The organism is Geodermatophilus nigrescens, assembly GCF_900129495.1.
Lineage (GTDB): Bacteria > Actinomycetota > Actinomycetes > Mycobacteriales > Geodermatophilaceae > Geodermatophilus > Geodermatophilus nigrescens.
Window position 1 is genome coordinate 763,661 of record NZ_FQVX01000002.1, and the last position, 23,149, is coordinate 786,809.

The 23,149-nt window shown below is 75.6% G+C and carries 23 protein-coding genes; 12 read left to right on the plus strand and 11 right to left on the minus strand.

The window, feature by feature from the left end; genetic code table 11:
- Window positions 1-70 precede the first annotated feature (70 nt).
- The gene (locus BUE37_RS11235; RefSeq protein ID WP_073420233.1) at window positions 71-838 is read right to left on the minus strand and encodes a hypothetical protein; all 768 of its coding nucleotides are present in this window, start codon (window positions 836-838) and stop codon (window positions 71-73) included.
- Window positions 839-1,098: 260 nt separating this feature from the next.
- On the opposite strand from BUE37_RS11235, the gene BUE37_RS11240 reads away from it, so the two are divergent.
- The 3 genes from BUE37_RS11240 to BUE37_RS11250 all read left to right on the plus strand — a co-directional run bounded on the left by BUE37_RS11240 (window position 1,099) and on the right by BUE37_RS11250 (window position 3,660).
- A complete protein-coding gene (locus BUE37_RS11240) occupies window positions 1,099-1,743 on the plus strand; it encodes a copper resistance CopC family protein (protein WP_073420234.1) in 645 nt (214 codons plus the stop codon).
- Window positions 1,740-3,104: a CopD family protein gene (locus BUE37_RS11245; protein ID WP_073420235.1), complete on the plus strand. Its 1,365-nt coding sequence runs from the start codon at window positions 1,740-1,742 to the stop codon at window positions 3,102-3,104. The genes BUE37_RS11240 and BUE37_RS11245 overlap by 4 nt, the downstream gene beginning before the upstream one ends.
- Window positions 3,105-3,165: 61 nt before the next feature.
- Entirely contained in the window at window positions 3,166-3,660 is a 495-nt protein-coding gene (locus tag BUE37_RS11250) for a hypothetical protein (RefSeq protein ID WP_139252928.1), read from the plus strand.
- On the opposite strand, the gene BUE37_RS11255 is transcribed toward BUE37_RS11250, so the two are convergent.
- Window positions 3,657-4,175, minus strand: a complete 519-nt coding sequence (locus BUE37_RS11255; RefSeq protein WP_073420237.1) for a hemerythrin domain-containing protein — start codon at window positions 4,173-4,175, stop codon at window positions 3,657-3,659. The two genes, BUE37_RS11250 and BUE37_RS11255, sit on opposite strands and share 4 nt — an antisense overlap.
- A 176-nt stretch (window positions 4,176-4,351) precedes the next feature.
- Here BUE37_RS11255 and BUE37_RS11260 point away from each other — a divergent pair, with 176 nt between their 5' ends.
- The 3 genes from BUE37_RS11260 to msrA all read left to right on the plus strand — a co-directional run bounded on the left by BUE37_RS11260 (window position 4,352) and on the right by msrA (window position 6,385).
- On the plus strand, window positions 4,352-4,807 hold the full coding sequence (locus BUE37_RS11260; protein ID WP_073420238.1) for an SRPBCC domain-containing protein: 456 nt from the start codon (window positions 4,352-4,354) through the stop codon (window positions 4,805-4,807).
- Window positions 4,808-4,946: 139 nt separating this feature from the next.
- Entirely contained in the window at window positions 4,947-5,771 is an 825-nt protein-coding gene (locus tag BUE37_RS11265) for an alpha/beta fold hydrolase (protein ID WP_073420239.1), read from the plus strand.
- A gap of 101 nt (window positions 5,772-5,872) precedes the next feature.
- Entirely contained in the window at window positions 5,873-6,385 is a 513-nt protein-coding gene (msrA, locus tag BUE37_RS11270; RefSeq protein ID WP_245794523.1) for a peptide-methionine (S)-S-oxide reductase MsrA, read from the plus strand.
- 60 nt (window positions 6,386-6,445) lie between these two features.
- Here the strand turns inward: msrA and BUE37_RS11275 are convergent, their stop codons facing one another.
- Window positions 6,446-7,036, minus strand: coding sequence for a TetR/AcrR family transcriptional regulator (locus BUE37_RS11275; protein ID WP_073420241.1), 591 nt, complete (start codon window positions 7,034-7,036; stop codon window positions 6,446-6,448).
- 12 nt (window positions 7,037-7,048) lie between these two features.
- Here BUE37_RS11275 and BUE37_RS11280 point away from each other — a divergent pair, with 12 nt between their 5' ends.
- The 6 genes from BUE37_RS11280 to BUE37_RS11310 all read left to right on the plus strand — a co-directional run bounded on the left by BUE37_RS11280 (window position 7,049) and on the right by BUE37_RS11310 (window position 14,502).
- Window positions 7,049-7,411, plus strand: coding sequence for an SDR family NAD(P)-dependent oxidoreductase (locus BUE37_RS11280; protein ID WP_217651211.1), 363 nt, complete (start codon window positions 7,049-7,051; stop codon window positions 7,409-7,411).
- 311 nt (window positions 7,412-7,722) lie between these two features.
- Window positions 7,723-9,129 carry an ATP-binding protein gene (locus tag BUE37_RS11290; protein ID WP_073420242.1) on the plus strand — a complete coding sequence of 469 codons (1,407 nt, stop codon included), beginning with the start codon at window positions 7,723-7,725 and terminating at the stop codon, window positions 9,127-9,129.
- 234 nt (window positions 9,130-9,363) lie between these two features.
- Window positions 9,364-11,100: a DUF429 domain-containing protein gene (locus BUE37_RS11295; RefSeq protein WP_073420243.1), complete on the plus strand. Its 1,737-nt coding sequence runs from the start codon at window positions 9,364-9,366 to the stop codon at window positions 11,098-11,100.
- Window positions 11,101-11,184: 84 nt separating this feature from the next.
- Entirely contained in the window at window positions 11,185-12,156 is a 972-nt protein-coding gene (locus tag BUE37_RS11300) for a quinone oxidoreductase family protein (protein ID WP_073420244.1), read from the plus strand.
- Between the two features lie 187 nt (window positions 12,157-12,343).
- Window positions 12,344-13,021: a hypothetical protein gene (locus BUE37_RS11305; protein WP_073420245.1), complete on the plus strand. Its 678-nt coding sequence runs from the start codon at window positions 12,344-12,346 to the stop codon at window positions 13,019-13,021.
- A complete protein-coding gene (locus tag BUE37_RS11310; protein WP_073420246.1) occupies window positions 13,018-14,502 on the plus strand; it encodes a glycosyltransferase family 2 protein in 1,485 nt (494 codons plus the stop codon). The genes BUE37_RS11305 and BUE37_RS11310 overlap by 4 nt, the downstream gene beginning before the upstream one ends.
- Before the next feature lie 72 nt (window positions 14,503-14,574).
- On the opposite strand, the gene BUE37_RS11315 is transcribed toward BUE37_RS11310, so the two are convergent.
- The 8 genes from BUE37_RS11315 to BUE37_RS11350 all read right to left on the minus strand — a co-directional run bounded on the left by BUE37_RS11315 (window position 14,575) and on the right by BUE37_RS11350 (window position 22,991).
- Window positions 14,575-15,534, minus strand: a complete 960-nt coding sequence (locus BUE37_RS11315) for a VWA domain-containing protein (RefSeq protein ID WP_073420247.1) — start codon at window positions 15,532-15,534, stop codon at window positions 14,575-14,577.
- Between the two features lie 28 nt (window positions 15,535-15,562).
- Entirely contained in the window at window positions 15,563-16,654 is a 1,092-nt protein-coding gene (locus BUE37_RS11320; RefSeq protein ID WP_245794525.1) for a DUF58 domain-containing protein, read from the minus strand.
- Complete coding sequence (locus BUE37_RS11325; RefSeq protein ID WP_245794527.1) at window positions 16,651-17,946, minus strand: AAA family ATPase; 1,296 nt, start codon at window positions 17,944-17,946, stop codon at window positions 16,651-16,653. The genes BUE37_RS11320 and BUE37_RS11325 overlap by 4 nt, the downstream gene beginning before the upstream one ends.
- 331 nt (window positions 17,947-18,277) lie before the next feature.
- Window positions 18,278-19,675 carry a C40 family peptidase gene (locus BUE37_RS11330; protein WP_245794529.1) on the minus strand — a complete coding sequence of 466 codons (1,398 nt, stop codon included), beginning with the start codon at window positions 19,673-19,675 and terminating at the stop codon, window positions 18,278-18,280.
- A 146-nt stretch (window positions 19,676-19,821) separates the two neighbouring features.
- On the minus strand, window positions 19,822-21,360 hold the full coding sequence (locus BUE37_RS11335; protein WP_073420768.1) for an AMP-binding protein: 1,539 nt from the start codon (window positions 21,358-21,360) through the stop codon (window positions 19,822-19,824).
- 61 nt (window positions 21,361-21,421) lie between these two features.
- Entirely contained in the window at window positions 21,422-21,925 is a 504-nt protein-coding gene (locus BUE37_RS23820) for a DUF1772 domain-containing protein (protein WP_245794531.1), read from the minus strand.
- On the minus strand, window positions 21,847-22,236 hold the full coding sequence (locus tag BUE37_RS11345; protein WP_245794533.1) for a hypothetical protein: 390 nt from the start codon (window positions 22,234-22,236) through the stop codon (window positions 21,847-21,849). Before BUE37_RS11345 ends, BUE37_RS23820 begins: the two co-directional genes overlap by 79 nt.
- Window positions 22,233-22,991, minus strand: a complete 759-nt coding sequence (locus BUE37_RS11350) for an SIR2 family NAD-dependent protein deacylase (RefSeq protein WP_073420249.1) — start codon at window positions 22,989-22,991, stop codon at window positions 22,233-22,235. Before BUE37_RS11350 ends, BUE37_RS11345 begins: the two co-directional genes overlap by 4 nt.
- Window positions 22,992-23,149 lie beyond the last annotated feature (158 nt).

The window sequence follows — 23,149 nt, forward strand, 5'->3', positions numbered from 1 at the left end:
CTCCGGGTCTCGGGGCGCCGGGCGGGGCCGTGCCGCGCGGGGGTCCTCCCCCGCGCGGCACGGCGGGCCGTCAGGCCTGGTCGGCGGCCTGGCGACGGCGGGCGGCGACGGTGCCGGCCGCGGCCGCGCCGACGAGGGCGACGGCACCCACCGCGAGCGCGGCGTGCTGCTCGGTGCCGGCCGTGGCGCCGCCACCGGTCTCGGCGCCACCGCTCGGCGCGGCGCCCATCTGCGACGCGGCGAGCGGGCCACAGGCGGCCGGGGCGGTGGCCTCCATCGGCAGCGACGGGTCGAGGTCGCTCATGACCGTGCCGTCGTAGGTGCCGCTGCCGTCCTTGTCGACGCCGTGCAGCACGAGCACCGCGGTCCCGGCCTCGAACGAGGCGGCGACGTCGGGGGTGACCTCGAGCGTGCGCTCGTAGGAGAGCTCGCCGTCGGTCGGGAAGCGATCGATGGCCAGCCCGCTGTCGGGGCTCGTGTCACCGGTCGTGGTCAGCGAGGTCCCGATGGCGCCGTAGTCCTCGGTCGCCTCGGTGACGCTGACCCAGCCGTCGCCGTTCTCGTCGTCGTCCGGCGTCGGGCAGGCGCCGGCCGCGCCGAAGTGGAAGTGCTGGGCGTGCGGGGCGCCCTCGAGCAGGCCGGAGGCCTCGATCATCACCGTGGCGGTGGTGCCGTCCAGGGTGACCATCGCGGTCCCGGTGGCCCCGGAGTCGTTGAGGGAGCCGAGGTCGGCCTGGTAGCTGTGGCTGCCCTCGTGGGCGGAGGCGCCGGTCGCGGTGAGCAGCGGGAAGGCCGCGGCCGCGAGGGCGACGGTGGGGAGTGCGAGTGCCTTGCGCATGGGTTCTCTCCTCGGTCGGGGTGCACCGCCGCCCGGCGGGCGAGGGCTGTCCGGGGCTGGTCGTCGCGCTCCCGGACGGGGCGACTCCCGCGGTGCGCGGGGCCGTGGGACGAGCCCGGGGAGGGGCTCCGCAGGGACGGGTCCACCGCGCTCGCCTCGGAGCCGGTCACCGTCCGCAGGTGGTGTTCGCAGGCCGGCCCGGATCCGGTTCACCCCGGTCTCCGGCAAGCCGGATCGGGGTCGCGGTGCGAACACCGGGCATGGACAGCGACGAGCGCACCGGGCCGGCTCGTCGGGTGCTCGCGGGAGTGGCCGCGGTGCTCGTCGGGACGGCGGCCCTGCTCGGCATCGGCATGCCGGCCGCCTCCGCACACGACGCGCTGGTCTCGGCGACACCGGCCGACGGGGCGTCGCTGGGCGCCGCACCCGCCGCCGTGGAGCTGCGGTTCAGCGGCGACGTGCAGGAGCTCGGCGCCGAGCTCGTGGTCACCGGACCCGACGGCGCCCGGGTCGGCGACGGCGTCCCCTCGGTCTCCGGCCCGACGGTGAGCCTGCCCCTCCCGGGCGACCTGCCCGCCGGCACCTACGCGGCGACCTGGCGGATCGCCTCCGCCGACGGGCACCCGGTCAGCGGCACCACCACCTTCACCGTGACGGGAGGCGCCGCGCCGGGCGGCACCACGGGGGACGGCGCCGCGCCGGGCGGCACCACGGGGGACGGCGCCACGGGGGACGGCGCCACGGCCGACGGCGCCACGGCCGACGGCGCCACGCCGGTCCAGGGAGCGGCCGCCGCCCGGCCGGTCGGGTCCGGCTCCTCGACGCCGTGGCTGGCCGGGGGCGCGGCCGCCGTCCTCCTCGTCGCGGCCGCGCTGGCCGCCGTGCAGCTGCGCCGCCGCCGGTGACCGCGCTCCTCCCCCGCCCCGCCGCCGCCCCGGCCGAGCGGACGCGGCGGCCGGTCGCCGGCCTCACCGCGACCGCGGTCCTCGGGCTGGGCGCCGTCCTGGTCCTCGCCCTCGTCGTGGGCGGGGCGGCCACGACGGCGTCCGGGTCCGGTGCGCTCGTGGAGTGGGGGCTGCCTGTCGCGACGCTCGCCGTCCGGGTCGCCGCGCTCGGGACCGTCGGCGCGCTGCTGTTCGCCGCCGTGCTGGTCCCCGGGCGGGTGCTGCCGCGGGCCTCGCGGCGCGCCGTCCGCGCGGCGTCGTGGTGGGCCGCGGCCTGGACCGTCGCGGTCGTCGCCGAGGCAGCGCTGACGCTCGCGCGGCTGGTGGGCGTGCCGCCGTGGGTGCTCGGCGCGGAGTCGGTGCGCGCCTTCCTGACCCAGGTGCCGGCCGGCGACGCCGCGCTGGGCTCCGCGGTCGCCGCCCTGGTGGTCGCGGTGGGCGCCCGACGGTGCGCGGGGTCCCCGGCCGCGCGCGTGCTGCTCGCGGTCGCGGGCGTCGGCGTCGTCGTGCCGGCCGTGCTCACCGGTCACTCCGCCGCGGCCGGGGACCACCTGGCGGCGACGGCGGTCCTGACCGTGCACGTGGTGGCGGCCGCCGTGTGGGTGGGCGGCCTGCTCGCCGTCCTGCTGCACGGCCGGGACCCGGCGGTCCTGACCCGCGCCGCTCCCCGCTTCAGCGCGCTGGCCCTGGGGTGCGCCGCCGCCGTCGGGACCACCGGACTGCTCGCGGGCTGGTCGGCGCTGGACCGCGGGACCGGCCTGCTCGCCGGCCTGGGGTCGGGCTACGGGCTGCTCCTGGCCGGCAAGGCCGGGGCGCTGGCCGTCCTGGTCGCCCTCGGCCGGCACCACCGCCGCCGCACGCTGCCCCGGCTGGCCGAGGGCCGGCCCGGCGCGTTCCGCCGGTTCGCCGCGGCGGAGGTCGCCGGGATGCTCGCGACCGTCGCGCTGGCCGTGGCGCTGGCGGCCTCGCCGCCACCGGCCGCGGCCGACGGACCCGCCCCGGCGCCGGCCGCCGCGGGAGCCGGGGCCGCCGCGCCGGGCGGTCCGGCTCCGTCGTCCGTCCACGACCACGGGGACCTCTCGGTGCCCGTCCTCGTCGACCCGACGGGCTTCACCGTCACCGGTCCCGTGCGGGCGGGCTCCGTGGTGACCGTGCACAACCCGACGGGCGCCGCGGTCACGGTCACCGCCGACGACGGGTCCTTCGACGCCGGGATCCCGGCCGGGAGCCTGACGTCCTTCCCCGCGCCGGAGCGGCCGGGCACCTATCCGTTCACCAGCAGGTCCGACCCCTCCTTCACCGGCGTGCTCGTCGTCGGGTGACGCGCCGCCGGCCTCCCGTGCCCGCCGGGTGCCGGAGGCGCTCCTGCGGCAGGCTGGCCCGGTGGGCGAGGCGGAGCTGCGGGGCCTGGTGCGGTGGCGGGTCGAGGACGTCCCGCCGGAGAGCCGCGCCGGGCGGCTGCTCGGCGGCCTGCTGCACGCCGTCTCCGCCGTGGTGACGCTCGGCGCCGACGCCGCCGGGGGCGCGCGCCGCCCGGACTGGGGCGTGCCCGCGGACCCCGCCGCGTACCTCGGCCTCGGCACCGTCCGGCTGCGCCTGCCCTCCTCCGCCCGGGCCGAGCCGGTGGCGGCCTCGCGGGAGGGCGTGTGGGCGGTGCCGCCGGGCCGGCCGCCGCGGGAGCTGCCCGTCCGGTCCTGGCGGGTGGTCGGCGCGGTGCCGGCCACCGGGTCGCGCCGGCCTCGCCACGCCGACGCCCCGTGGCGGCTCGAGGTCACCGACGGGACGGCGACCGGCACGCTCGACGGCGCCTGGCTCGCGCTCGCCTGGATCGGCACCCTGGCCGGCTGGCCCGAGCCGCCGGCCGGCGACGGGAGCTAGACGGACGGGTCGCCCGCCGGCACGTCGGTGGCGACCACCTCGGCCACCTCCGCGTCCTCGCCGGACAGTCCCCTCGCCCGCTCGTGCTCGTCGTGGAAGGCCAGCCAGCGCATCCCGAGGGCCTCGCGCTGCCCGTCGTCGACGGCCTCCCGGAACGGCGGGAAGAAGTCCGTCTCCTCCTCGGCCATGTGGTCGGCGTTGACCTGGCGGGCCGCGTGCACCGCCTCCCACCACGGCTCGCTGCCGACCTCGTGCTCCCCGACGGCGGCCGCGGCGTGGCGGATCTCGTTGTGGTCGTGCACGCCCTCCGCCGTCTCCTCCTCACCGTCGGCCTCCTGGGCGAGCAGCGGGTAGAACAGCTGCTCCTCGGCGACGGCGTGCACCTCCAGCCGGGCGTGCAGCGCCTCCCACGCGGCGGCGAGCTCGGGGCCGGACAGGTCGTCGAGGGCGGCGAACTCGCGGCGGAAGACCTCGTGCTCGGCGAGGACGAGGGCGGTGATCTCGAAGTCGGACACCCGGACCGGCTACCCGGTCCGGACCCGTCCCAGCCGCGGGCCCGGACGACATCGACCCGGACGACATCGACCCGGACGGCATCGACCCGGACGGCATCGACCCGGACTGCATCGACCCGGACGGCCGTCTCGGCCACGATGACCGGCGCCGTCCCTCTCCTCCCCTGGAGTGCACCGTGCGAGAGCTCAGCGCCGCCACGACCGTCGCCGCGCCGCCCGCCGTCGTCTGGCGGGTCCTGACCGACACGTCCGCGTACGGCGCCTGGAACCCGTTCATCCCCGAGCTGACCGGGCAACTGCGGGTGGGGCAGCGGCTGCGGGTGCGCATCGTCCCGCCCGGCGGCCGCGGGATGACGTTCCGCCCCACCGTCACCGCCGTCGAGGAGGAGCGGGAGCTGGCGTGGCTCGGCCGGCTGGGCGTGCCCGGCCTGTTCGACGGCACCCACTCCTTCACGCTGACGCCGCGGGCGGACGGCGGCACGGACCTGCTGCAGCGGGAGGTGTTCCGCGGTGTCCTGGTGCCGCTGGTCGCGGGCACGCTGCGGCAGACCGAGGCCGGCTTCCGGGCGATGAACGAGGCGCTCCGGAGCCGCGCGGAGGACCTGGCCGGACGGGCGGACGCCACCGGGTGACACGGCGCCAGGACACGCCGGAGTTCACCGGGACGACCCGCGCCGGACTCCCGCGGAACACCCGGCGCCACTGGGATGGGGCGCGCTCCGGACCGCGTCCGGCAGCGCTCCCCCTTCCCGAGACCGACGGAGGCGCCCCGTGCCCACCCTCACCACCGACGACGGCACCGAGATCTTCTACAAGGACTGGGGCACCGGTCAGCCGATCGTCTTCAGCCACGGCTGGCCGCTGTCGGCCGACGACTGGGACGCGCAGCTGATGTTCTTCCTGGCGCAGGGCTACCGGGTCATCGCCCACGACCGCCGGGGGCACGGCCGCTCGACCCAGACGAGCGACGGGCACGACATGGACCACTACGCCGACGACCTGGCCGCACTCACGGCCCACCTCGACCTGCGCGAGGCCGTGCACGTGGGCCACTCGACCGGCGGCGGCGAGGTCGCCCACTACCTCGCACGGCACGGGGAGGACCGCGTCGCGAAGGCCGCGCTGATCAGCGCCGTCCCGCCGATCATGGTGCGGACCGACGCCAACCCCGGCGGACTGCCCAAGAGCGTCTTCGACGACATCCAGACCCAGGTGGCCACGAACCGCTCCGCGTTCTACCGCGACCTGCCCTCGGGGCCGTTCTACGGCTTCAACCGGGACGGCGTCGAGCCGGTCGAGGCGATCATCGCCAACTGGTGGCGGCAGGGGATGATGGGCGGCGCCAAGGCCCACTACGACGGCGTCGTCGCCTTCTCCCAGACGGACTTCACCGACGACCTGAAGAAGATCACCGTCCCCGTGCTGGTGATGCACGGCGACGACGACCAGGTCGTGCCGTACGAGGACTCCGCGCCGCTGTCGGCCGAACTGCTGCAGAACGGGACGCTCAAGACCTACGCCGGCTTCCCGCACGGCATGCCGACCACGCAGGCCGAGACCATCAACGCCGACCTGCTCGAGTTCATCCGCTCCTGACGTCCGCCTCCCGCCCGGCGCCCGGCCGACGGGAGCCGGGCGGAACACGGGCCCCGTCCGGGGAGTTGCGCGGGATGCAGGACCAGACAGGGAGGCAACACGTGACCACCGAGACCGCGATCCTCGCCGGCGGCTGCTTCTGGGGCGCGCAGGAGCTGCTCCGCAAGCGCCCCGGGGTGCTCTCCAGCCGCGTCGGGTACTCCGGCGGCGACACCCCGAACGCCACGTACCGCAACCACGGCGACCACGCCGAGGCGGTCGAGATCGTCTTCGACCCGGCGGTGATCTCCTACCGCGAGCTGCTGGAGTTCTTCTTCCAGATCCACGACCCGTCGACGAGGAACCGGCAGGGCAACGACGTGGGCCGCAGCTACCGCTCGGCGATCTACTACACCAGCGAGGAGCAGCGCCAGGTCGCGCTCGACACCATCGCCGACGTCGACGCTTCGGGCCTGTGGCCCGGGAAGGTCGTCACCGAGGTGGAGCCGGCCGGCGCGTTCTGGGAGGCCGAGGAGGAGCACCAGGACTACCTGCAGAAGATCCCCTACGGCTACACCTGCCACTGGGTGCGGCCCGACTGGGTGCTCCCGCGCCGCGAGGCGCAGACCGCCTGACGCGAGGGGACGGCCGGCCCGCCGAGCGCGGGCCGGCCGTCCTGCGTCCGGGCCCAGGCGTCAGTCGCGCGGCACGGCCCCCAGGAGCAGGGTCCGGATCGCCCGCTGCAGCGACTCCTGCAGGTCCGCGTGCAGGACGGCGAGCTCCGGCTCGGCCTCGTAGGCGGCCTGCACGCCGGGCGGCGGCGAGCTGTAGGGGGCCAGGGCACCGGCCAGGACCAGCGCGTGGAAGCAGAACACCTCCGCGGCCTCGCCGAGCTCCGGCACGTACCGGCGCAGGAGGTCGGCACCGGCGGCGAGCCGGGTCAGGGCCGTGCGCTTGTGGCGCCGGACGACGTCGGCGGTGACGTTGCGCTCCAGGACGCCGCCCTGCGCTCCGGCCAGGTCGCACAGCACCGGCCGCTCCGCCAGGGACCGGGCGAGCACCGTGGACAACTGCTCGGCGCGCCGCACGAGCGGGGAGCCCGCGTCGACCCCGGCCGCGAGGTCGCCGGCCAGCTGCGCGAGCCAGTCCTGCAGCACGGCGTCCATCAGCTCGAGCAGCACGCCCTCGCGGGAGTCGAAGTAGCGCAGCACGTTGGACTTCGCCAGGCCGACCCGGCGGCTCAGCTCGTTGAGGCTCACGTCGGCGATGGGCATCTCGTCGAGCATCTCGCCAACCTGATGTTCACCTGCGAGCTGCAGCGCCGGCTCGCGGCCCGCGGCGCGAGCACCGTCGCGGTGGCCGCCCACCCGGGGGTGGCGGACACCGAGCTGGTGCGCAACTCCCCCACCGCGCTCCGGGCGCCGGTGGAGCTGCTGGCCCCGCTCCTCACCCAGCCGCCGGCCATGGGCGCGCTGCCGACGCTGCGGGCCGCGACCGACCCGGCCGTGCTCAGCGGGCAGTACTACGGCCCGGGCGGTCGCGGCGAGGTCCGCGGACACCCGCGCCCGGTCACCTCGAGCCCGCAGTCCTACGACCTCGCCGTGCAGCGCCGGCTGTGGGCCGTCTCCGAGGACCTGACGGGCGTGACCTCCCCGGTCTGACCCGCACCCACCGGGGCCGGGACGGCGGGGTCATGGCCTCCCTGCGTGCGAGCCGTGCAGACCACGGTGTCCGGTGGCCCCGAGGTCCTGGACGTCGTCGACCTCCCCGAGCCCTTCCCCGGCGACGGCGCGCAGCTCTGGGGGGCTCCCCATCGGCGCGCAGCACGCCCCCGTGTGCACGTCCGCGCCGTGCTTGGATGCCCGCACCGTCTCCCGGGGCCGTCGGCGTTCTCCACCACGTGGACCTCCCCGGCCTGTCGCAGAGGGAGCCATGCCGTGCACCCCGCCCGCCCGACGACCGCGACGCCCTGATGGACCTCGACGACCTGCACGGCTTGCCCCTCTTCTCGGGGACCGACGACGACCAGCTGCGCACGCTGCTGGCCGTCGGATCGGAGGTCCGGTTCGAGGACGGGGACGTGCTCTTCCAGGAGAACCACCCGGCCGAGCACTGGTGGGTCCTCCTGGAGGGCAGGGTCGAGCTGGTACGTCACCTCGGCACCGACGAGACACGGCTGGGCGCCATGGACGTCCCGGGGCGCTGGGCAGGCGGGTTCCGCGCTTGGGACGAGCACGGCGCCTACCTCGCCACCGGCCGGGCCGCGACCGGCGGCCGCGTCCTCCGGGTACCGGCGGACGACCTGCGCAGCCTCTGGAGCGCCCACTTCCCGCCCGGGCTGTCCCTCGCGGAGGGCGTGTCCCGGTCCGCCAGGAACTACGAGACGATGGCTCGGCAGAGAGAGGCCCTGGCGGCCCTGGGCACGCTGGCCGCCGGCCTCGCGCACGAGCTGAACAACCCGGCTGCTGCCGCGGTCCGTGCGGTCGACGCGCTCGGTGAGGCGCACGTCAGGATGTCCTCCGCCCTGCGCGGGCTGGCCGCGGTCACGGTCACGGCGGACGGGTTCGCCCGGTTGGACGCACTCCGCGAGGAGCTCGGGAACGGACCGCCCGTCGATCCCGTGACGCTCGCGGATCGTGAGGACGAGCTCGCGGACTGGTTGTCCCGGCGCGGCGTGGCCGACGCGTGGCAGTCGGCGCCGGCGCTCGCCGAAGCCGGTGCCGACACCGAGTGGTGCGAGCGCCTCACCGAGGCGCTCGGGCCCACGGGGCTCGAACCTGGGTTGGAGTGGGTCGCGAGCACGTTGTCCGCAACCACCTTGCTGGGCGAGGTCGACGAGGCCACGCGGCGCATCTCCGACCTCGTCTCCGCGGTCAGGTCCTACGCCCAGCTCGATCGCGCCGCGGTGCAGCAGACCGACGTCGCGGAGGGGTTGGAGAGCACCCTGGCCACGCTCGCCCACCGCATCCCCCCGGAGGTGTCGGTCGTGCGCGAGTACGGCACACCGGTCCCCCGCATCACGGCGCTACCCGCCGAGCTCAACCAGCTCTGGACGCATCTCATCGACAACGCACTGGACGCCATGCACGGTCGCGGGACCCTCCGGGTCGCCATGCGGGCCGACCGGGCCGAGGTGGTCGTGGAGATCACCGACACCGGCACGGGCATGTCCCCCGAGACCCGGCAGCGCGCCTTCGAGCCGTTCTTCACCACCAAGGGCGTGGGCGAGGGAACGGGCTTGGGGCTGGACTTCTCCCGTCGCATCGTCGAGCGGCACCGCGGCGAGATCAGCATCCGGAGCCGGCCGGGCGAGACGGTGCTGTGCGTCCGCCTTCCCGTCACGGGCGCCGGGAGTCCCGGAGTACCCCCGACCGGCTAGCCGTACCGCGGTCTCGGCCGGACAGGTCCCGGCCCGGGGTCCCGCCGGGCCACCTGCTCGGCCAGCGCCCGGCAGACACGTCCCGTCGATGTCCTCGCGTTCGTCCACCAGGGGGAAGTGCCGGTCGGTGGAACGGCGCCCATCCGAGCGACCTCGGGCAGGGGCACCCGTACACGCCTGTCGGATCCCACGGGACGAGCCTCGAGGAGCTGCGGGGCAAGGCAAGCTGAGCCCGTGCGGCACATCGGGATCGACCTCGCCTGGGGGCTCAGGCAACCCACCGGCCTCGCCGTGCTGGACGACGCCGGCCGACTGGTGCACGTCAGCGCGGTCCGCACCGACGACGAGATCGAGACCGCGCTGGCCCCGTTCACCGCCGGTCCGTGCATCGTGGCGATCGACGCCCCGCTGGTGGTCACCAACGCCACCGGGAACCGGGCCGCCGAGCGGGCGCTCAACGCCGACTTCGCGAGGTTCGAGGCCGGGGCGCACCCGACGAACACCGGCAGAGCCGAGTTCACCGATGGTGACACCCGCGGCGGGCGGATCGGCCGGCGCTTGAAGCTGGACCTGGACCCCCGCTCGGGCCGCGACCGCCGGGCGATCGAGGTCTACCCGCACGCTGCGACGGTGGCGTTGTTCCGGCTGGGCCGCACGTTGAAGTACAAGGACAAGCCGGGCCGGGTGCTCGAACAGATGCGCGCGGAGCTGCTGCTGCTCATCGATCTGCTGAGCGCGGTGGCCGAGCTCGACCTCGGGGAACCGTTCGCCGCGCTGCGCCGGCATGTGCAGGCCGCCACCCGCAAGAGCGAGCTGCGGGTGGCGGAGGACCAGGTCGACGCCGTGGTGTGCGCCTACGTGGGATGGATCGCCGTCCGGCGCCCGGACGAGGTGACCACCTACGGCGACGCCGCCGGCGGCGCGATCGTGACCCCGAGCCTGCCGCCGGGCCTGCAGCCCGGCCCCCGGGATGCCGCGCCTCCGCCCGACCCCGTGCAGCAGGCCATCCAGGCGTACGCCGACGGCCGGCCCGAGACCCTGGTCGCCGGGGAGCAGGCACTGGCGCTCGTCACCGGGGTGCTCGACGAGGCCGGGATCAACTACCTGTCGGTGACCGGGCGGACCAAGACCATCGCCTCGTTCGCGGAGAAGGCGGCCCGCACGGTCGACGGCGTGCCTGCGTACCCGGACCCGATGCGGGAGATCACCGACCAGATCGGCGTGCGGGTGATCACCTACGTGCAGAGCGACGTGGAGGCGGTCGCTGAGCTGCTGGCCGCGCAGGTGCGGGTGATCGACGACCTCGACATGGGGCGGCGGACGGCGCAGCAGGGCCGGTTCGGTTACTCCAGCCGGCACCTGCTGATCAGCGTGGACCGTGGCCGGGCGGCCGAGCTGCCGGAGCTGGTCGGGCGCGTGGTGCAGGTGCAGGTGCGCACGGTGCTGCAGCACGCGTGGGCCGAGTTCGAGCACGACATCCGCTACAAGGGGACGGTGCCGGACGAGCACGCCTCCGAGTTCGACCGCCGGTTCACCCTGGCCGCCGGGTTGCTGGAGCTGGCCGACCAGCAGTTCACCGCGATCCGCGAGCGCCTCCGGGCACCGGTTCCCGCCGACGAGGCCGACGACATCGACCCCGACGACCCTCGGATCGCGCCTCGGGAACTGGCTGCGTTCTTGGCGGGGCAGTACGCCGACGCCGGCTGGTCGCGCCCGGACCACTACACCTGGATCTCCGGCCTCCTGCTCGAACTGGGCGTGACCAGCCTGGTGGAGCTGGGTGAAGTGCTGCGCGGCGTCGACGACAGCGGCATCACCGCCCGGATGGACTACCGCTACCCCCCGGGTGCCGTGCGCCGGCTGGACGACACGCTGCTGGCCGGCTTCGGGCAGCGGTACGTGGACCTGCACGGCAACGCCGACCGCCGCACCGCGCTGACCACCCGGCTGCAGCGGCTCACCGGCAGCTGACCACCGCGTCGCGGCCGAGTACCCGGCACCCGACGAGACTGCCCGGAACGACGAGCGGGGGGGAGCAGTCATAGCCTCACCCGCATGCGCGCAGTCCAGATCACCGAGTTCGGTGGCCCCGAGGTCCTGAACGTCGTCGACCTCCCCGACCCCGTCCCCGGCGACGGCCAGCAGCTCTACGAGGTGAGCGCGGCCGGCGTGAACTACGCCGACACCCACCAGACCGAGGACAGCTACCTCGCCCCGCAGACGCTGCCGCTCGTGCCGGGCGCGGAGTTCGTCGGCCGCCCCGCCGGCGGCGGCGAGCGCGTGGTCGGGCTGGTCGAGGGCGGCGGGTACGCCGAGAAGGTCGTCGGCAGCCCGCGGCTGACCTGGCCGGTCCCCGACGCCGTCACCGACGAGCAGGCCCTCGCCCTCGTGCTGCAGGGCACCACCGCCTGGCACCTGCTCAGGACCAGCGCGCACCTGGCCGCGGGCGAGTCGGTCGTCGTCATCGCCGGCGCCGGCGGCGTCGGGTCGCTGGCCGTGCAGCTGGCCAAGCGGTGGGGTGCCGGGCGGGTCATCGCCACCGCGTCCAGCCCGGAGAAGCGGGCGCTGGCCGAGGAGCTCGGCGCCGACGCCACCGTCGACCCCGCGCTCGCCGACGACGACCCGAAGACCTTCACCGCGGCGCTGCGCGAGGCCAACGGCGGGAAGCGCGTCGACGTCGTCCTCGAGATGACCGGCGGCAACGTCTTCGACGGCTCGTTCTCCGCGCTCGCGCCCTTCGGCCGGCTCGTCGCCTACGGCATGGCCGGCCGGCGCCCGCCGAAGGCCGTGCAGCCGCCGTCGCTCATGGGCACCAGCCGCGGCGTCATCGGCTTCTGGCTGGCGCACTGCTTCAGCCGCCCGGCGATGCTCGACGACGCGATGAGCGACCTGCTGCAGCTCACCGCCGACGGCGCGCTGAAGCCGGTCGGCGGCGGGCGCTACCCGCTGTCCGCCGTCCGCGAGGCGCACCAGGACATCCTGTCCCGCCGCACCACCGGCAAGCTGGTCCTCGACCCGACCCGCTGACACCGCACCTCACGCACTGTCACCGCCCGGAGGGCCCGCCCCTCCGGGCGGTGGCGCGTCTCCCCCCGACGGGTCACGACCACTACACCGTTCCGCTATCCCCTCCCTAGCGTCCCTGGTGACCACTGCTGGGGGTGTGCAACGGCGCCCGGACCCCGGCGATCACCCGGATCGTCCAGGGGAGACCGTGTCCCGACCGACACCCCGTGCCCGCGCGGCCGCGTTCGCGCTCGGCGCGACCCTGCTCGCCGGCCTCACCGGCTGCGAGTGGCCCGACGTCAGCATGAGCCCCGGCCTCGGCGCCGCCGCGGCCGAGACCACCGAGGCCGCCGACCCCACCGACGAGCCCGCCGAGGAGACCGCGGCGGAGGAGACGGCCGCGGAGGAGACGGCGACGACCGACGAGGTCACCGTCCCCACGCCCGTGCGCCCCGCCGGCGACCTCGACGCCGGCTCGCTCACCCGCGCGCTCCCGGCCGGCGACCGCACCGTCGTCGTCGACTACTGGACCGCCGACCAGGCCACCACCTGGACCGCCGCCCAGGACAAGACCATCCAGATCGCCGCGCACGTCGAGGGCGGGGACGACGAGACCGAGGTCCTCGTCACCCGCTTCGCCGCCACGACCGACGACGGCACCGCCCGCGTCCTCGCCGCCGAGGACCGGGGCGAGTTCGCGCTCATGCCGCCGTTCAGCTACACCACCGCGCTCACCCTCACCGAGGCCACCCCGGCAGCGACGTCGCTGACCGTCACGGTGCAGTTCGACCTGCTGGTCGAGACCGAGCCCGGCGCCCAGCGCTACTTCCGCCAGACCGTGCTCGACACCCTCGAGCTGCCGCTCCTGCAGGAGGACCCCTCGTGACCCAGCTCGTCGTCCACGGCATGCGGCGGTCCACCGACCGCGTGCAGCTGCTCGCCCGCGGCGGTCAGCAGATCCCCGACATCAGCTCGCTGGTGCCCGCCGAGTTCGGTGGCCCGCAGGACAGCGCCGAGGCGCTGCGCCACGCGACCATCAGCTGCGTCATCCCGGCCTACAACGAGGAGTCGACGATCGCCGACGTCCTCACCTCGCTGCTGTCGCAGACCCGGCCGCCGGACGTCGTCCACGTCGTCATCAACAACACCGACGACGACACCCCCGAGATCGCCGGCCAGTTCGTCGGCGAGCACACCCGCGTGGTCAAGGGCGAGACCTACCGGACCACCGTGCACGTGCACGACATCGGCGAGAACCCCGACAAGAAGGTCGGCGCGCTCAACTACGGCTACTTCGTCAGCCGCGGCTACGACTACATCCTCGGTGTCGACGGCGACACCACCCTCGACCGGCGCTGCGTCGAGTGGCTGGAGAAGGAGATGGTCACCGACCCGCGCATCGGCGGGCTGTCGGCCATCTACACCTTCGACAAGTCCAAGGTGCACGGCGCGATGGCGAAGTTCCTCGTCGCCGGCCAGCGCGCCCAGTTCGCCGGCTTCAACATGGACAACCTCGTCCGCGGCCGGAACATGGCCGTCCTCGGCGGCCAGTGCAGCCTCTTCAGCGTCCGCGCGCTGGAGGCCGTCATGTACCGCCACCACCAGTCCGCCCCGTGGGTGCGCGACTCGGAGGTCGAGGACTCCAAGCTCTCCCTGCAGATCAAGGACGCCGGCTTCAGCACGAAGATCAGCGCCCGGGCCCGCGCGTTCGTGGGGCCGATGACCACGCTGCGCGCGCTGCACGGCCAGCAGGTGAAGTGGAACTTCGGCGGCATCGACCTGCTGTGGCCCGGTCAGCGCGGCGACAGCAAGGGCCAGCCGCTGCACCCGAACCTGCGGCTGCGCTGGTACGAGAACATCTCGATGGTCTTCAACATCGCCGCCCGCATGGGCTTCCTGCTGCTGCTGGCGGCGGCGCTGTCGATCGACGCGTTCGTGTTCAACCCGATCTGGCTGATCCCGCCGGCGGTGGCGACGCTGCTGAACCTGCGGATCGCGCTGGCGATGCACGACAAGAGCGCCACGGACCTCCTCTACGCCGCCCTGGTGGCGCCCGCCGAGCTCTACATGTGGGTGCGGATGGGCCACTTCGTCACCGCGTGGGTGCAGTTCTTCGCCCGCGTCGAGAAGGACAACTGGGCGGCGCAGGCGGCGGCCGAGCGCGGCCGCGGGTCGGCCTACGTCATGCCGGCGGTCTGCGCGGCGGTCACCTTCGCGGTGCTGATCTTCGCCTGGAGCCAGCAGAGCATCGGCGTGCAGTCGGCGATCCTGTCGATCGGCTGGCCGGTCCTCTACCTGCTGACCATCCTGCAGACGGTCTTCATGCTGAAGAAGCTGGTGCGCCGCCAGCGCGGCTTCAGCGTCTGACCTCCTGACGCACGCGAGGGGCCCCGGACCTGCTGGTCCGGGGCCCCTCGTGCGTGCGCGGCCGGGCCGCGGTCAGAACAGGCGCTGCAGCCGCCAGGCCGCGAGGCCGAGGCCGCAGGCGAGCAGCAGGGTGGCCACCCGCACGAACCAGTAGGAGACGTCCTGCGGCTCGGTGGTGTAGCCGATCTGGCTGCCCAGGTCGTCGTAGACCGCCTCGAGCTCGGCGCGGGTGCGGGCCTCGTTGTACTGCCCGCCGGTCTCGTCGGCGATCAGCCGCAGCGCCTCGCGGTCGATCGGCACCGGCGTCCGCTCGCCGCCGATGTCGATGGAGCCGTAGTCGGTGCCGAAGGCGATCGTCGACACCGGCACCCCGGCCTCCTGCGCCGCGGAGATCGCCTGGGTGTTCTCCCGGCCGACGGTGTTGTAGCCGTCGGACAGCAGCAGGATCCGCGCCGGGGGCAGCGCCTCCTCCGAGCCGACGTCGAGGGTCGACTGGAAGGTGCTGATCGCGGTCAGCGAGGTGAAGATCGCCTCGCCGATCGCCGTCGCCTCCGACAGCTCCAGGTTGGCGATCGCGCCGCGCACCTGGTCGCGGTCGGTCGTCGGGGTCACCAGCGTGGACGCGGTGCCCGAGAACGACACCAGCCCGAGGTTGATCCGCTCCGGGAGGATGTCGACGAAGTCGCTGGCGGCGTCCTTCATCGCCTCGAACCGGCTGGGCTCGATGTCCTCGGCCTGCATCGACAGCGACACGTCGAGGGCCAGGACGACGGTGGCGGTCTCCCGCGGCACCCGCACCTCGGTGCTCGGCTGCGCGAGCGAGAGCACCAGCCCGAGCAGCGAGGCGAGCGTCAGCCCGAACGCGACGTGGCGCACCCACCCGGCCCGCTTGGGCAGCAGGCTCGCGGCGAGCCCCGTCTGGGAGAACCGCGCGGCGTACACCCGCCGGCGCAGCTGCTTGACCACGTACAGGGTCGCCAGGGCGACGACGGGGACGAGGGCGATCAGCCACAGCGGTGACTGGAAACTCACGGGCGGGCCCTCCTGGGGTGCGGGGCGCTCACCGCGAGGCCCCGCCGCTTCCGGCGCGCCGGCGGTCGGCGACGAAACGGACGACGTCCATCAGCCAGTCGCGGTCGGTGCGCAGCTGCAGGTGCCCGGCACCCGCGCGGCGCAGGCCGGCCGCGATGGCCCGCCGTTGCTCGGCGGCGCCGGCGGCGTAGCGGGCCCGGAACTCGGGGTCGCCGGTGGGCACCTCGAGCGTCTGGCCGGACTCGGGGTCGCGGACGGTGAGCAGGCCGACGTCGGGCAGCTCGAGCTCGCGCGGGTCGACCACCTCGATGGCGAGCAGCTCGTGCCGGGTGCCGAGGCCGCGCAGCGGTCGCTCCCAGTCGGCGGTCTCCCCCGCGTCCGACCCGAGGAAGTCGCTGACCACGACGACCAGCCCGCGACGGCGCGGCGGGCGGCGCAGGGTCTCCAGCGCCGCGGCGAGGTCGCCGCGGCGGCCGGTGGACGCCCGCGGGGTGGCGACGACGGCGCGCAGCAGCCGGTCGGCGGCGAGCCGGCCGGGCTGCGCCGGGTAGCGGTCGACCCGCTCGCCGGTGGTGACGACGGCGCCGAGCCGGTTGCCGCCGCGCACGGTCAGGTGGCTGACGGCGGCGAGCCCGGCGATGGCCAGGTCGCGCTTGTCGCACAGGCCGGTGCCGAAGTCGAGGCTGGCCGACAGGTCGACCACCGCCCACGTCTCCAGCTCGCGGTCGGCGATCGTCTCGCGCACGTGCGGCACCTGGGTGCGGGCGGTGACCGGCCAGTCCATCCGCCGGACGTCGTCGCCCGGGTGGTAGGTGCGGGAGTCGCCGGCCTCGGTGCCCGACCCGGGGACCAGGCCCAGGTGGTCGCCCTGCAGCAGCCCGTCGAGCCGCCGCCGGACGGTGAGCTCGAGCCGCTGCAGCAGGACGTCGGCCGGGCCCTCCCCGAAGTGCGGCGGGGAGCCGTCGCCGTCGCGGGGGTCGATGCCCGAACCGGGGGTGCCGGAGCCGGGCGTGCCGGCCGCACCCGCGGCGGGTGCCGGATCCGTCGCCGTCGCCGTCCCGGCCGCACCCTCGGCAGCGGCGGCCTCCGCCGCCCGCGCGCGGCCGCGCCGCAGGATCACGCCTGCGGGGTGCCCGGGGCGTGCCCGTTGCCGGCGGGCGCGCCGGGACCGGGCTGGCCGTTCTGCGCCTGACCGGGTGCCTGACCGGGCGCCTGACCGAGGGCACGGCCGGGCTGCTGGCCGTTCTGCGGGGCGGGCGGCGGGAACGGCGGGCCGTACTGCGGCGCGCCCTGCGGCGGCCCGTACTGCGCCGCCCCGGGCGGGGGCACCTGCGGGCCGCCGGGCGCGGCCGGCCCGAAGCCGCCGGCGCGCTGGCGCGGGGTGACCTGCGGCAGCGGCACGGTCTGCAGGATCCGCTTGACGACGTGGTCGGCGGGCACACCGTCGGCCAGCGCGTCGTAGGAGAGCACGAGGCGGTGGCGCAGCACGTCGGCGGTGACGTCGAGGACGTCCTGCGGCAGCACGTAGTCGCGGCCGCGGACCAGGGCGAGCGCGCGGCTGGCGGCGATCAGGCCGAGGGACGCGCGGGGGCTGGCGCCGTAGGACACCCAGGAGGCGACGTCGTCCATGCCGTGGTCGCGCGGCTGGCGGGTGGCGACGACGAGCCGCACGACGTAGTCGACCAGCGCGTGGTGCACGAACACCTGGGAGGCGGTGCGCTGCATGCGGCGCAGGTCGTCGGGGCCGAGGACGGTCTCGGCCACCGGCGGCGTCGAGCCCATCCGGTAGATGATCTCGCGCTCCTCCTCCGGGCTCGGGTAGTCGACGAGCACCTTCATGAGGAAGCGGTCGCGCTGGGCCTCGGGCAGCGGGTAGACGCCCTCGGACTCGATCGGGTTCTGCGTGGCGAGCACGAGGAACGGGTCGGGCAGCTTGTGCGTGACGCCGCCGATGGACACCTGCCGCTCGGCCATGACCTCGAGCAGCGCCGACTGCACCTTCGCCGGCGCGCGGTTGATCTCGTCGGTGAGCACGAAGTTGGCGAACACCGGGCCGAGCTCGGTGTCGAAGGCGTCCTGGCCGGCCTTGTAGATGCGGGTGCCGAGGATGTCGGCGGGCACCAGGTCGGGGGTGAACTGCAGGCGGGCGAACTGCCCGCCGACGACCCGCGCCAGCGTCTCGACGGCGAGGGTCTTCGCGACGCCCGGCACGCCCTCGAGGAGCACGTGGCCGCGGGCCAGCAGCGCCACCAGCATCCGCTCGACCAGCCGGTCCTGGCCGACGATGACCCGCTTGATCTCGAACAGGACCCGCTCCAGCCGCGCGGCGTCGGCCGACGGCGGCACCGGAGCACCGCTCGCGGCGGACGCGCCCGCGGGCTTGTCGAGAGGGGTGCTGGCGGCGGTGGTCACGGGGCTCCCTGGATGCCGGTCCGCGGCCGCCGGGCACCCGTCGTCGGGGTCCCGGAGAGGCCGGTGACGGGCCGCTCGCCCGTCCCGGCGCCAGTGTCCCACCCCGACCTGGCAGGCCGTCCGGTTCGGCCGTGCGGCGCCCCGCGCGGCGCGTCCGCCCGGACACGCCGCCGCCCCCGGACGCGCGGAGGCGCCCGGTGCGTCCCCCTGCACCGGGCGCCTCTCGGCTGCTAGCGTGGGCGGTGCGTCGGGCAGCTCCCCCCGTGGCTGCCCGACGCCCCACTCCTCCCCCGGCCGGTGTCCCCCTCCCCGGCCCGGGAAGCCTCCTCGGTCACGCGGTCGGACGGACCGCGCCGAAGTAGTCGCTGCCGAACCACATGGAGCCGGTCCGGACGACGTCGCCGCTCTGCGGGGCGTGGATCACCCGGCCGTTCCCGATGTACAGCGCGACGTGGTAGATCGACGTGTACGAGTTGCCGGAGCCCCAGAAGACCAGGTCGCCGGGGCGCAGGTCGGCGCGGGCCACCGTGGAGCCGCGGAAGCGCCACCACTGGTCGCGGCTGGTGCCGCCGATCCGGATGCCGGCCTGGGCGTAGGCGTACTCGGTGAGCCCCGAGCAGTCGAAGCCCCAGATGCGGGTGTCCGGCGGGATGCCGTAGCCCGGGCCGTTGCTGCCGCCGCCGCCCCAGCTGTAGGGCAGGCCCTGCTGCGACATCGCGGCGTCGATCGCGGTCTCCACCGCCGACGCCGAGGGCGCGCCGGCGGTGGTGGCCGGCGGCGGCGTCGGGTTGCCCGAGGACGCCGAGCCCGAGCCCGACGACGACGAACCGGACGACGAGCCGGACGAGGGCGTGGTCGCCGACGAGCCCGACGAGGACGAGCGGGACGGCGTGCTGGGCGCGGCGGCCCGCGGTGCGGGCGCCGGCGCCGGTGCCGGGCGGGCGGCGGCCCGCGCAGCAGCGGCCGCGGCGGCCTGGGCGGCCTGCTCGGCGGCGGCCTGCTCGGCCTCCAGCTGCGCGACCTCGAGACCCGCGGCCTCCGCCTGGGCGGCGACGGCGTCGCGCTGCTCGGCGACGGCGGCGCGCTGCTCGCGGGCGGCGGACTCCTGCGCCTGCGCGCCGGACAGCGTGACGGCGGCCTCGGCCTGCAGCGTCTCGGCCTGCGCGGAGGCGACGCGCGCCTGCTCCTGCGCGGCGACGGCCTGCTGCTGCAGCACCTCGAGCTCGCCGACGACGTCGACGCGGTGGCTGCCGGCGGCCTCGAGCAGCGCGGCGCGCTCGATGAGCTGGGCGGGGCCGTCGGCCGACATGAGCGCGGCGGCGCCGGGGGCGGTGGTGCCCTGGATGTAGGTCGTGCGGGCGTAGTCGGCGACCTGCGCGCGGCCCACGGCGACGTCGGCGGCGGCCTGCGCGGCGGCGGCCGTCGCGGCGTCGGCGGCGGCACGGGCGGCCTCGTAGGCGGCCTGCGTCTCCTCGTAGTCCTGCAGCGCGATCTGCGCGTTCTGGTGCGCCGTCTCGGCGGCGGCCTCGGCCTGCGCGAGCTGGGCGCTCAGCACGCCCACCTGCTGGTCGGCGGCGACCCGCTCGGCCTCGGCGGCGGCGATCTCGGCGTCGCTCGGGGCGGCGGCGGCGGTGCCCGGCGTCAGCCCCAGGACGACCAGGCCGGCGACCGCGGTGCCGGCGGCGCGGATGGCCCAGTGGTGATGTCGCGTGCGCGTACCCGTTCCCACGTGCCGACCCCTCCCGGTGCGCCGGCTCGCCGGCCGGCGCTCGCTGTGCGGGCGCCCGGGACCGGACGCCACCCAGGCCGGTCATCGACCGGCCCGGGTGACCTCCGGAGGGATCTGCGGGGGATCTCCCCCCATGGGGGTGGGCCTCAGTTCACCTGGCGGCCGCCGGTGGAGGACCAGAACGGCTCGCGCAGCTTGAACTTCTGGATCTTGCCGGTGGCGGTGCGGGCGAGCTCGTCGCGGAACTCGACGCGCTTGGGCGCCTTGTAGCCGGCCAGCCGGGTGCGGCAGTGGGCGATGATCTCCTCCGCCGTCGCCGTCTCCCCCTCGGCGAGCACGACGAGGGCGGTGACCAGCTCGCCCCACTTCTCGTCGGGGATGCCGATGACGGCGACCTCGGCGACCGCCGGGTGGCTGAACACGGCGTCCTCGACCTCGATCGAGGACACGTTCTCCCCGCCGGTGATGATCACGTCCTTCTTGCGGTCGGAGATCGTGAGGTAGCCGCCGTCGTCCACGCTGCCGCCGTCGCCGGTGTGGAACCAGCCGCCCTCCAGCGCCTCGGCGGAGGCGTCGGGGTTCTCCCAGTAGCCGGCGAGCACGGTGTTGCCGCGGGCCAGAACCTCTCCCGACTCGCTGATCTCGATCCGGGTGCCGAGCGCGGGGACGCCGGCCCGCGACAGCCGCCTGGCCCGCTCCTCGGGGTCGAGGTCGTCGAACTCCGCGCGGGGCCGGTTGACGGTCAGCAGCGGTGCGGTCTCGGTGAGGCCGTAGATCTGGTTGAACTCCCAGCCGAGCTCGGCCTCCACGCGGGCGATGGTCCGTGACGGCGGCGGGGCCCCGGCGACGACGATGCGCACCCGGTCGCGGCCCGGGACCTCGCCGTCCCACTCGGCGGCGGCGTCGAGGACGGCGTTCCACACCGCCGGCGCCCCGGACATCATCGTCACGCCGTGGCGCTCGACCCGGCGCAGGATCTCCGCGCCGTCGACCTTGCGCAGCACCACCTGGCGGGCCCCGACGCCGGCCATCGTGTACGGCAGGCCCCAGCCGTTGCAGTGGAACATCGGCAGCGTGTGCAGGTAGACGTCGCGGTCGCTGACCTGCATGTGCATCCCGAAGGTGACCGCGTTGACCCAGATGTTGCGGTGGGTCATCTGCACGCCCTTGGGCCGCGCCGTCGTCCCGCTCGTGTAGTTGATCGTGGCGGTGGCGTCCTCGTCGGGCTCGGCCCACGGCCGCGGCTCGGCGTCGAAGGCCAGCAACTGCTCGTACTCCTCGCCGGTGCCGAAGCGGTGCTCGGCCTGCACGCCCTTGAGCGAGGTCTCCAGCTCAGGGTCGACCAGCAGCACCCTCGCGCCGGAGTGCCCGACGATGTAGGAGACCTCCTCGGGGTTGAGCCGGAAGTTCACCGGCACCGCCACCCGCCCCGACGACGGCACGGCGAGCAGGACCTCCAGCAGCCGGGCGGCGTTGTGGCTGACGACCGCCACCCGCTCGCCCTCCCCCACGCCCAGGGCGTCGAGCCCCGCCTGCAGCGCGCGGCCGCGGCGGGCGACGTCGCGCCAGCTCACCTCCCCCAGCGACGGGGCCGGCTGGTCCGGCTCGTCGACGATCCCGACCCGGTCGCCGTACACGAGCTCGGCGCGGTCGAGGAAGTCGCGGGTGGTCAGGGGCACGCGCATGCCGGGCTCCCGGGTGGCCAGGGCCGACCGCGGTCGGCCGCTCGACGTGGTCGGGGTCACGCTATCCGCTGGCGAGCACCAGCCACGCGGCCACGAGCGTGCCCGCCGTCGCGGCCAGCGCCCGGACGGTGTCCACCCGCAGCAGCCGGGCGAGCACCGCCCGGTCGAACCCCTGCGCCAGGTGCCGGTGCAACGGCACGGCGAGCAGGCCGGTGACCCCCAGGACGACGCCCAGGCAGACGGCGGCCGCGACCACGCCGGTCACCGGCGCGCCGGCCGGGCGGGCGGCGAGCAGCCACAGCACCGTGACGCCCTGCCCGGCGAACAGCGGCCCGACGACGGCGGTGACCCGCCGCTGGTGCGCCTTCTCGTAAGCGGGGAACGCCCCGGCCGGCACCCGCGCGAACTGCGGGTAGACCAGCGCCCGGACGGTCCACTGGAACCCGGCGTAGGCGGCGGTCAGCGCCAGGTGGACGACGAGGAGGGTCACCGCCGCGTCGTCGTCCTCGGCGTCGTCGTCCTCGGCGTCGTCTTTGTCGGCGTCTTCGGCGGCTTGCCGCGCCACGCCAGGCTCCGCGCGTCGAGCTCGCGCAGCAGCGGGTCGCCCTCGGCGAGCACCCGCTCGGCCATCGCGACCGCCCCGGCGAGCTGGTCGTCGGACAGCTGGGCGAAGGCCGGCGACCGGCGGCGGTCGAGCACGTCGTACCAGCGCCCGCCGACCGCGTGGTCGAGCACGATCCGGCCGAAGCAGTGGTCGTTCGTGACCACCCAGCGGCCCTCGCGCGCCCGCCGCGGCAGCTCGTGCAGCACCAGCTCGCGGTAGCGGGCGAGCAGCGCCTCCCGGCGCGCCCCGCCCACGGGCTCGGCGCGGGTCACGCCGTCCCCAGCAGCCGCGGCAGCGCCGTCGAGATGGGCTCGCGGACGACGAGGTCGGCGAGGTCGTCGTAGGGCGTCGGCTCCGCGTTCACGATGACGACCCGGGCGCCGTGCGCGGCGGCGATCTCCACCAGCCCGGCCACGGGGTACACGACGAGCGAGGTGCCGACGGCGAGGAAGACGTCGCAGTCGGCGGCCGCCTCGGCCGCGGCGGCCAGCACCCGCTCGTCCAGCGCCTGCCCGAAGCTCACGGTCGCCGACTTGAGGATGCCCCCGCAGACGCGGCAGGCCGGGTCGTCCTCGCCGGCGTCGAGGCGGGCCAGGGCGTCGTCCATCGACGTGCGGTCGCCGCAGGACAGGCACTCGACGGCGTGCACCGTGCCGTGCAGCTCGAGCACGGTGCCCGGCGGGGAGCCGGCGGCCTGGTGCAGCCCGTCGACGTTCTGGGTGAGCAGCGCGTGCAGCCGGCCCTGCTCCCCCAGCCGCGCCAGCGCCCGGTGCCCGGCGTTCGGGGCGACGTCGGCGGACCGCATCTCCGCGCGCATGCGCCACGCCTTCCGGCGGATCCCCGGGTCGGCGACGTAGTAGGACAGCGTCACGAGCTTCTCGGCGTCGGGGTCGCGGGTCCAGACGCCGTTCGGGCCGCGGTAGTCGGGGATGCCGCTGTCGGTGGAGATCCCGGCGCCGGTGAGCACGGTGACCCGCCGGGCCTCGGCGAGCCAGCCGGGCAGCGGGTCGGGGACGGCGCCGGTCACGCGCCCACGGTAGGCACGCCCCTCGGGCCGGGCACTTCCGCGGAGATGCACCGGCCCCACCCGGTGCGACACAGGTCACCGGGTGAGGGAAGGGTCGCCTTCCCAGCGGCCCGCGCGCGCCACCTGGGATGATGGAGGGTGGCATTCAAGCCCGATGG

Bases quoted from the DNA above. Each gene is read 5' to 3' on its own strand.
- BUE37_RS11290 (WP_073420242.1), top strand. From the start codon at position 7,723: ATGGACCTCGACGACCTGCACGGCTTGCCCCTCTTCTCGGGGACCGAC.
- BUE37_RS11240 (WP_073420234.1), top strand. From the start codon at position 1,099: ATGGACAGCGACGAGCGCACCGGGCCGGCTCGTCGGGTGCTCGCGGGA.
- BUE37_RS11280 (WP_217651211.1), top strand. From the start codon at position 7,049: ATGTTCACCTGCGAGCTGCAGCGCCGGCTCGCGGCCCGCGGCGCGAGC.
- BUE37_RS11335 (WP_073420768.1), bottom strand. From the start codon at position 21,360: ATGCGCGTGCCCCTGACCACCCGCGACTTCCTCGACCGCGCCGAGCTC.
- BUE37_RS11235 (WP_073420233.1), bottom strand. From the start codon at position 838: ATGCGCAAGGCACTCGCACTCCCCACCGTCGCCCTCGCGGCCGCGGCC.
- BUE37_RS11275 (WP_073420241.1), bottom strand. From the start codon at position 7,036: ATGCTCGACGAGATGCCCATCGCCGACGTGAGCCTCAACGAGCTGAGC.
- BUE37_RS11300 (WP_073420244.1), top strand. From the start codon at position 11,185: ATGCGCGCAGTCCAGATCACCGAGTTCGGTGGCCCCGAGGTCCTGAAC.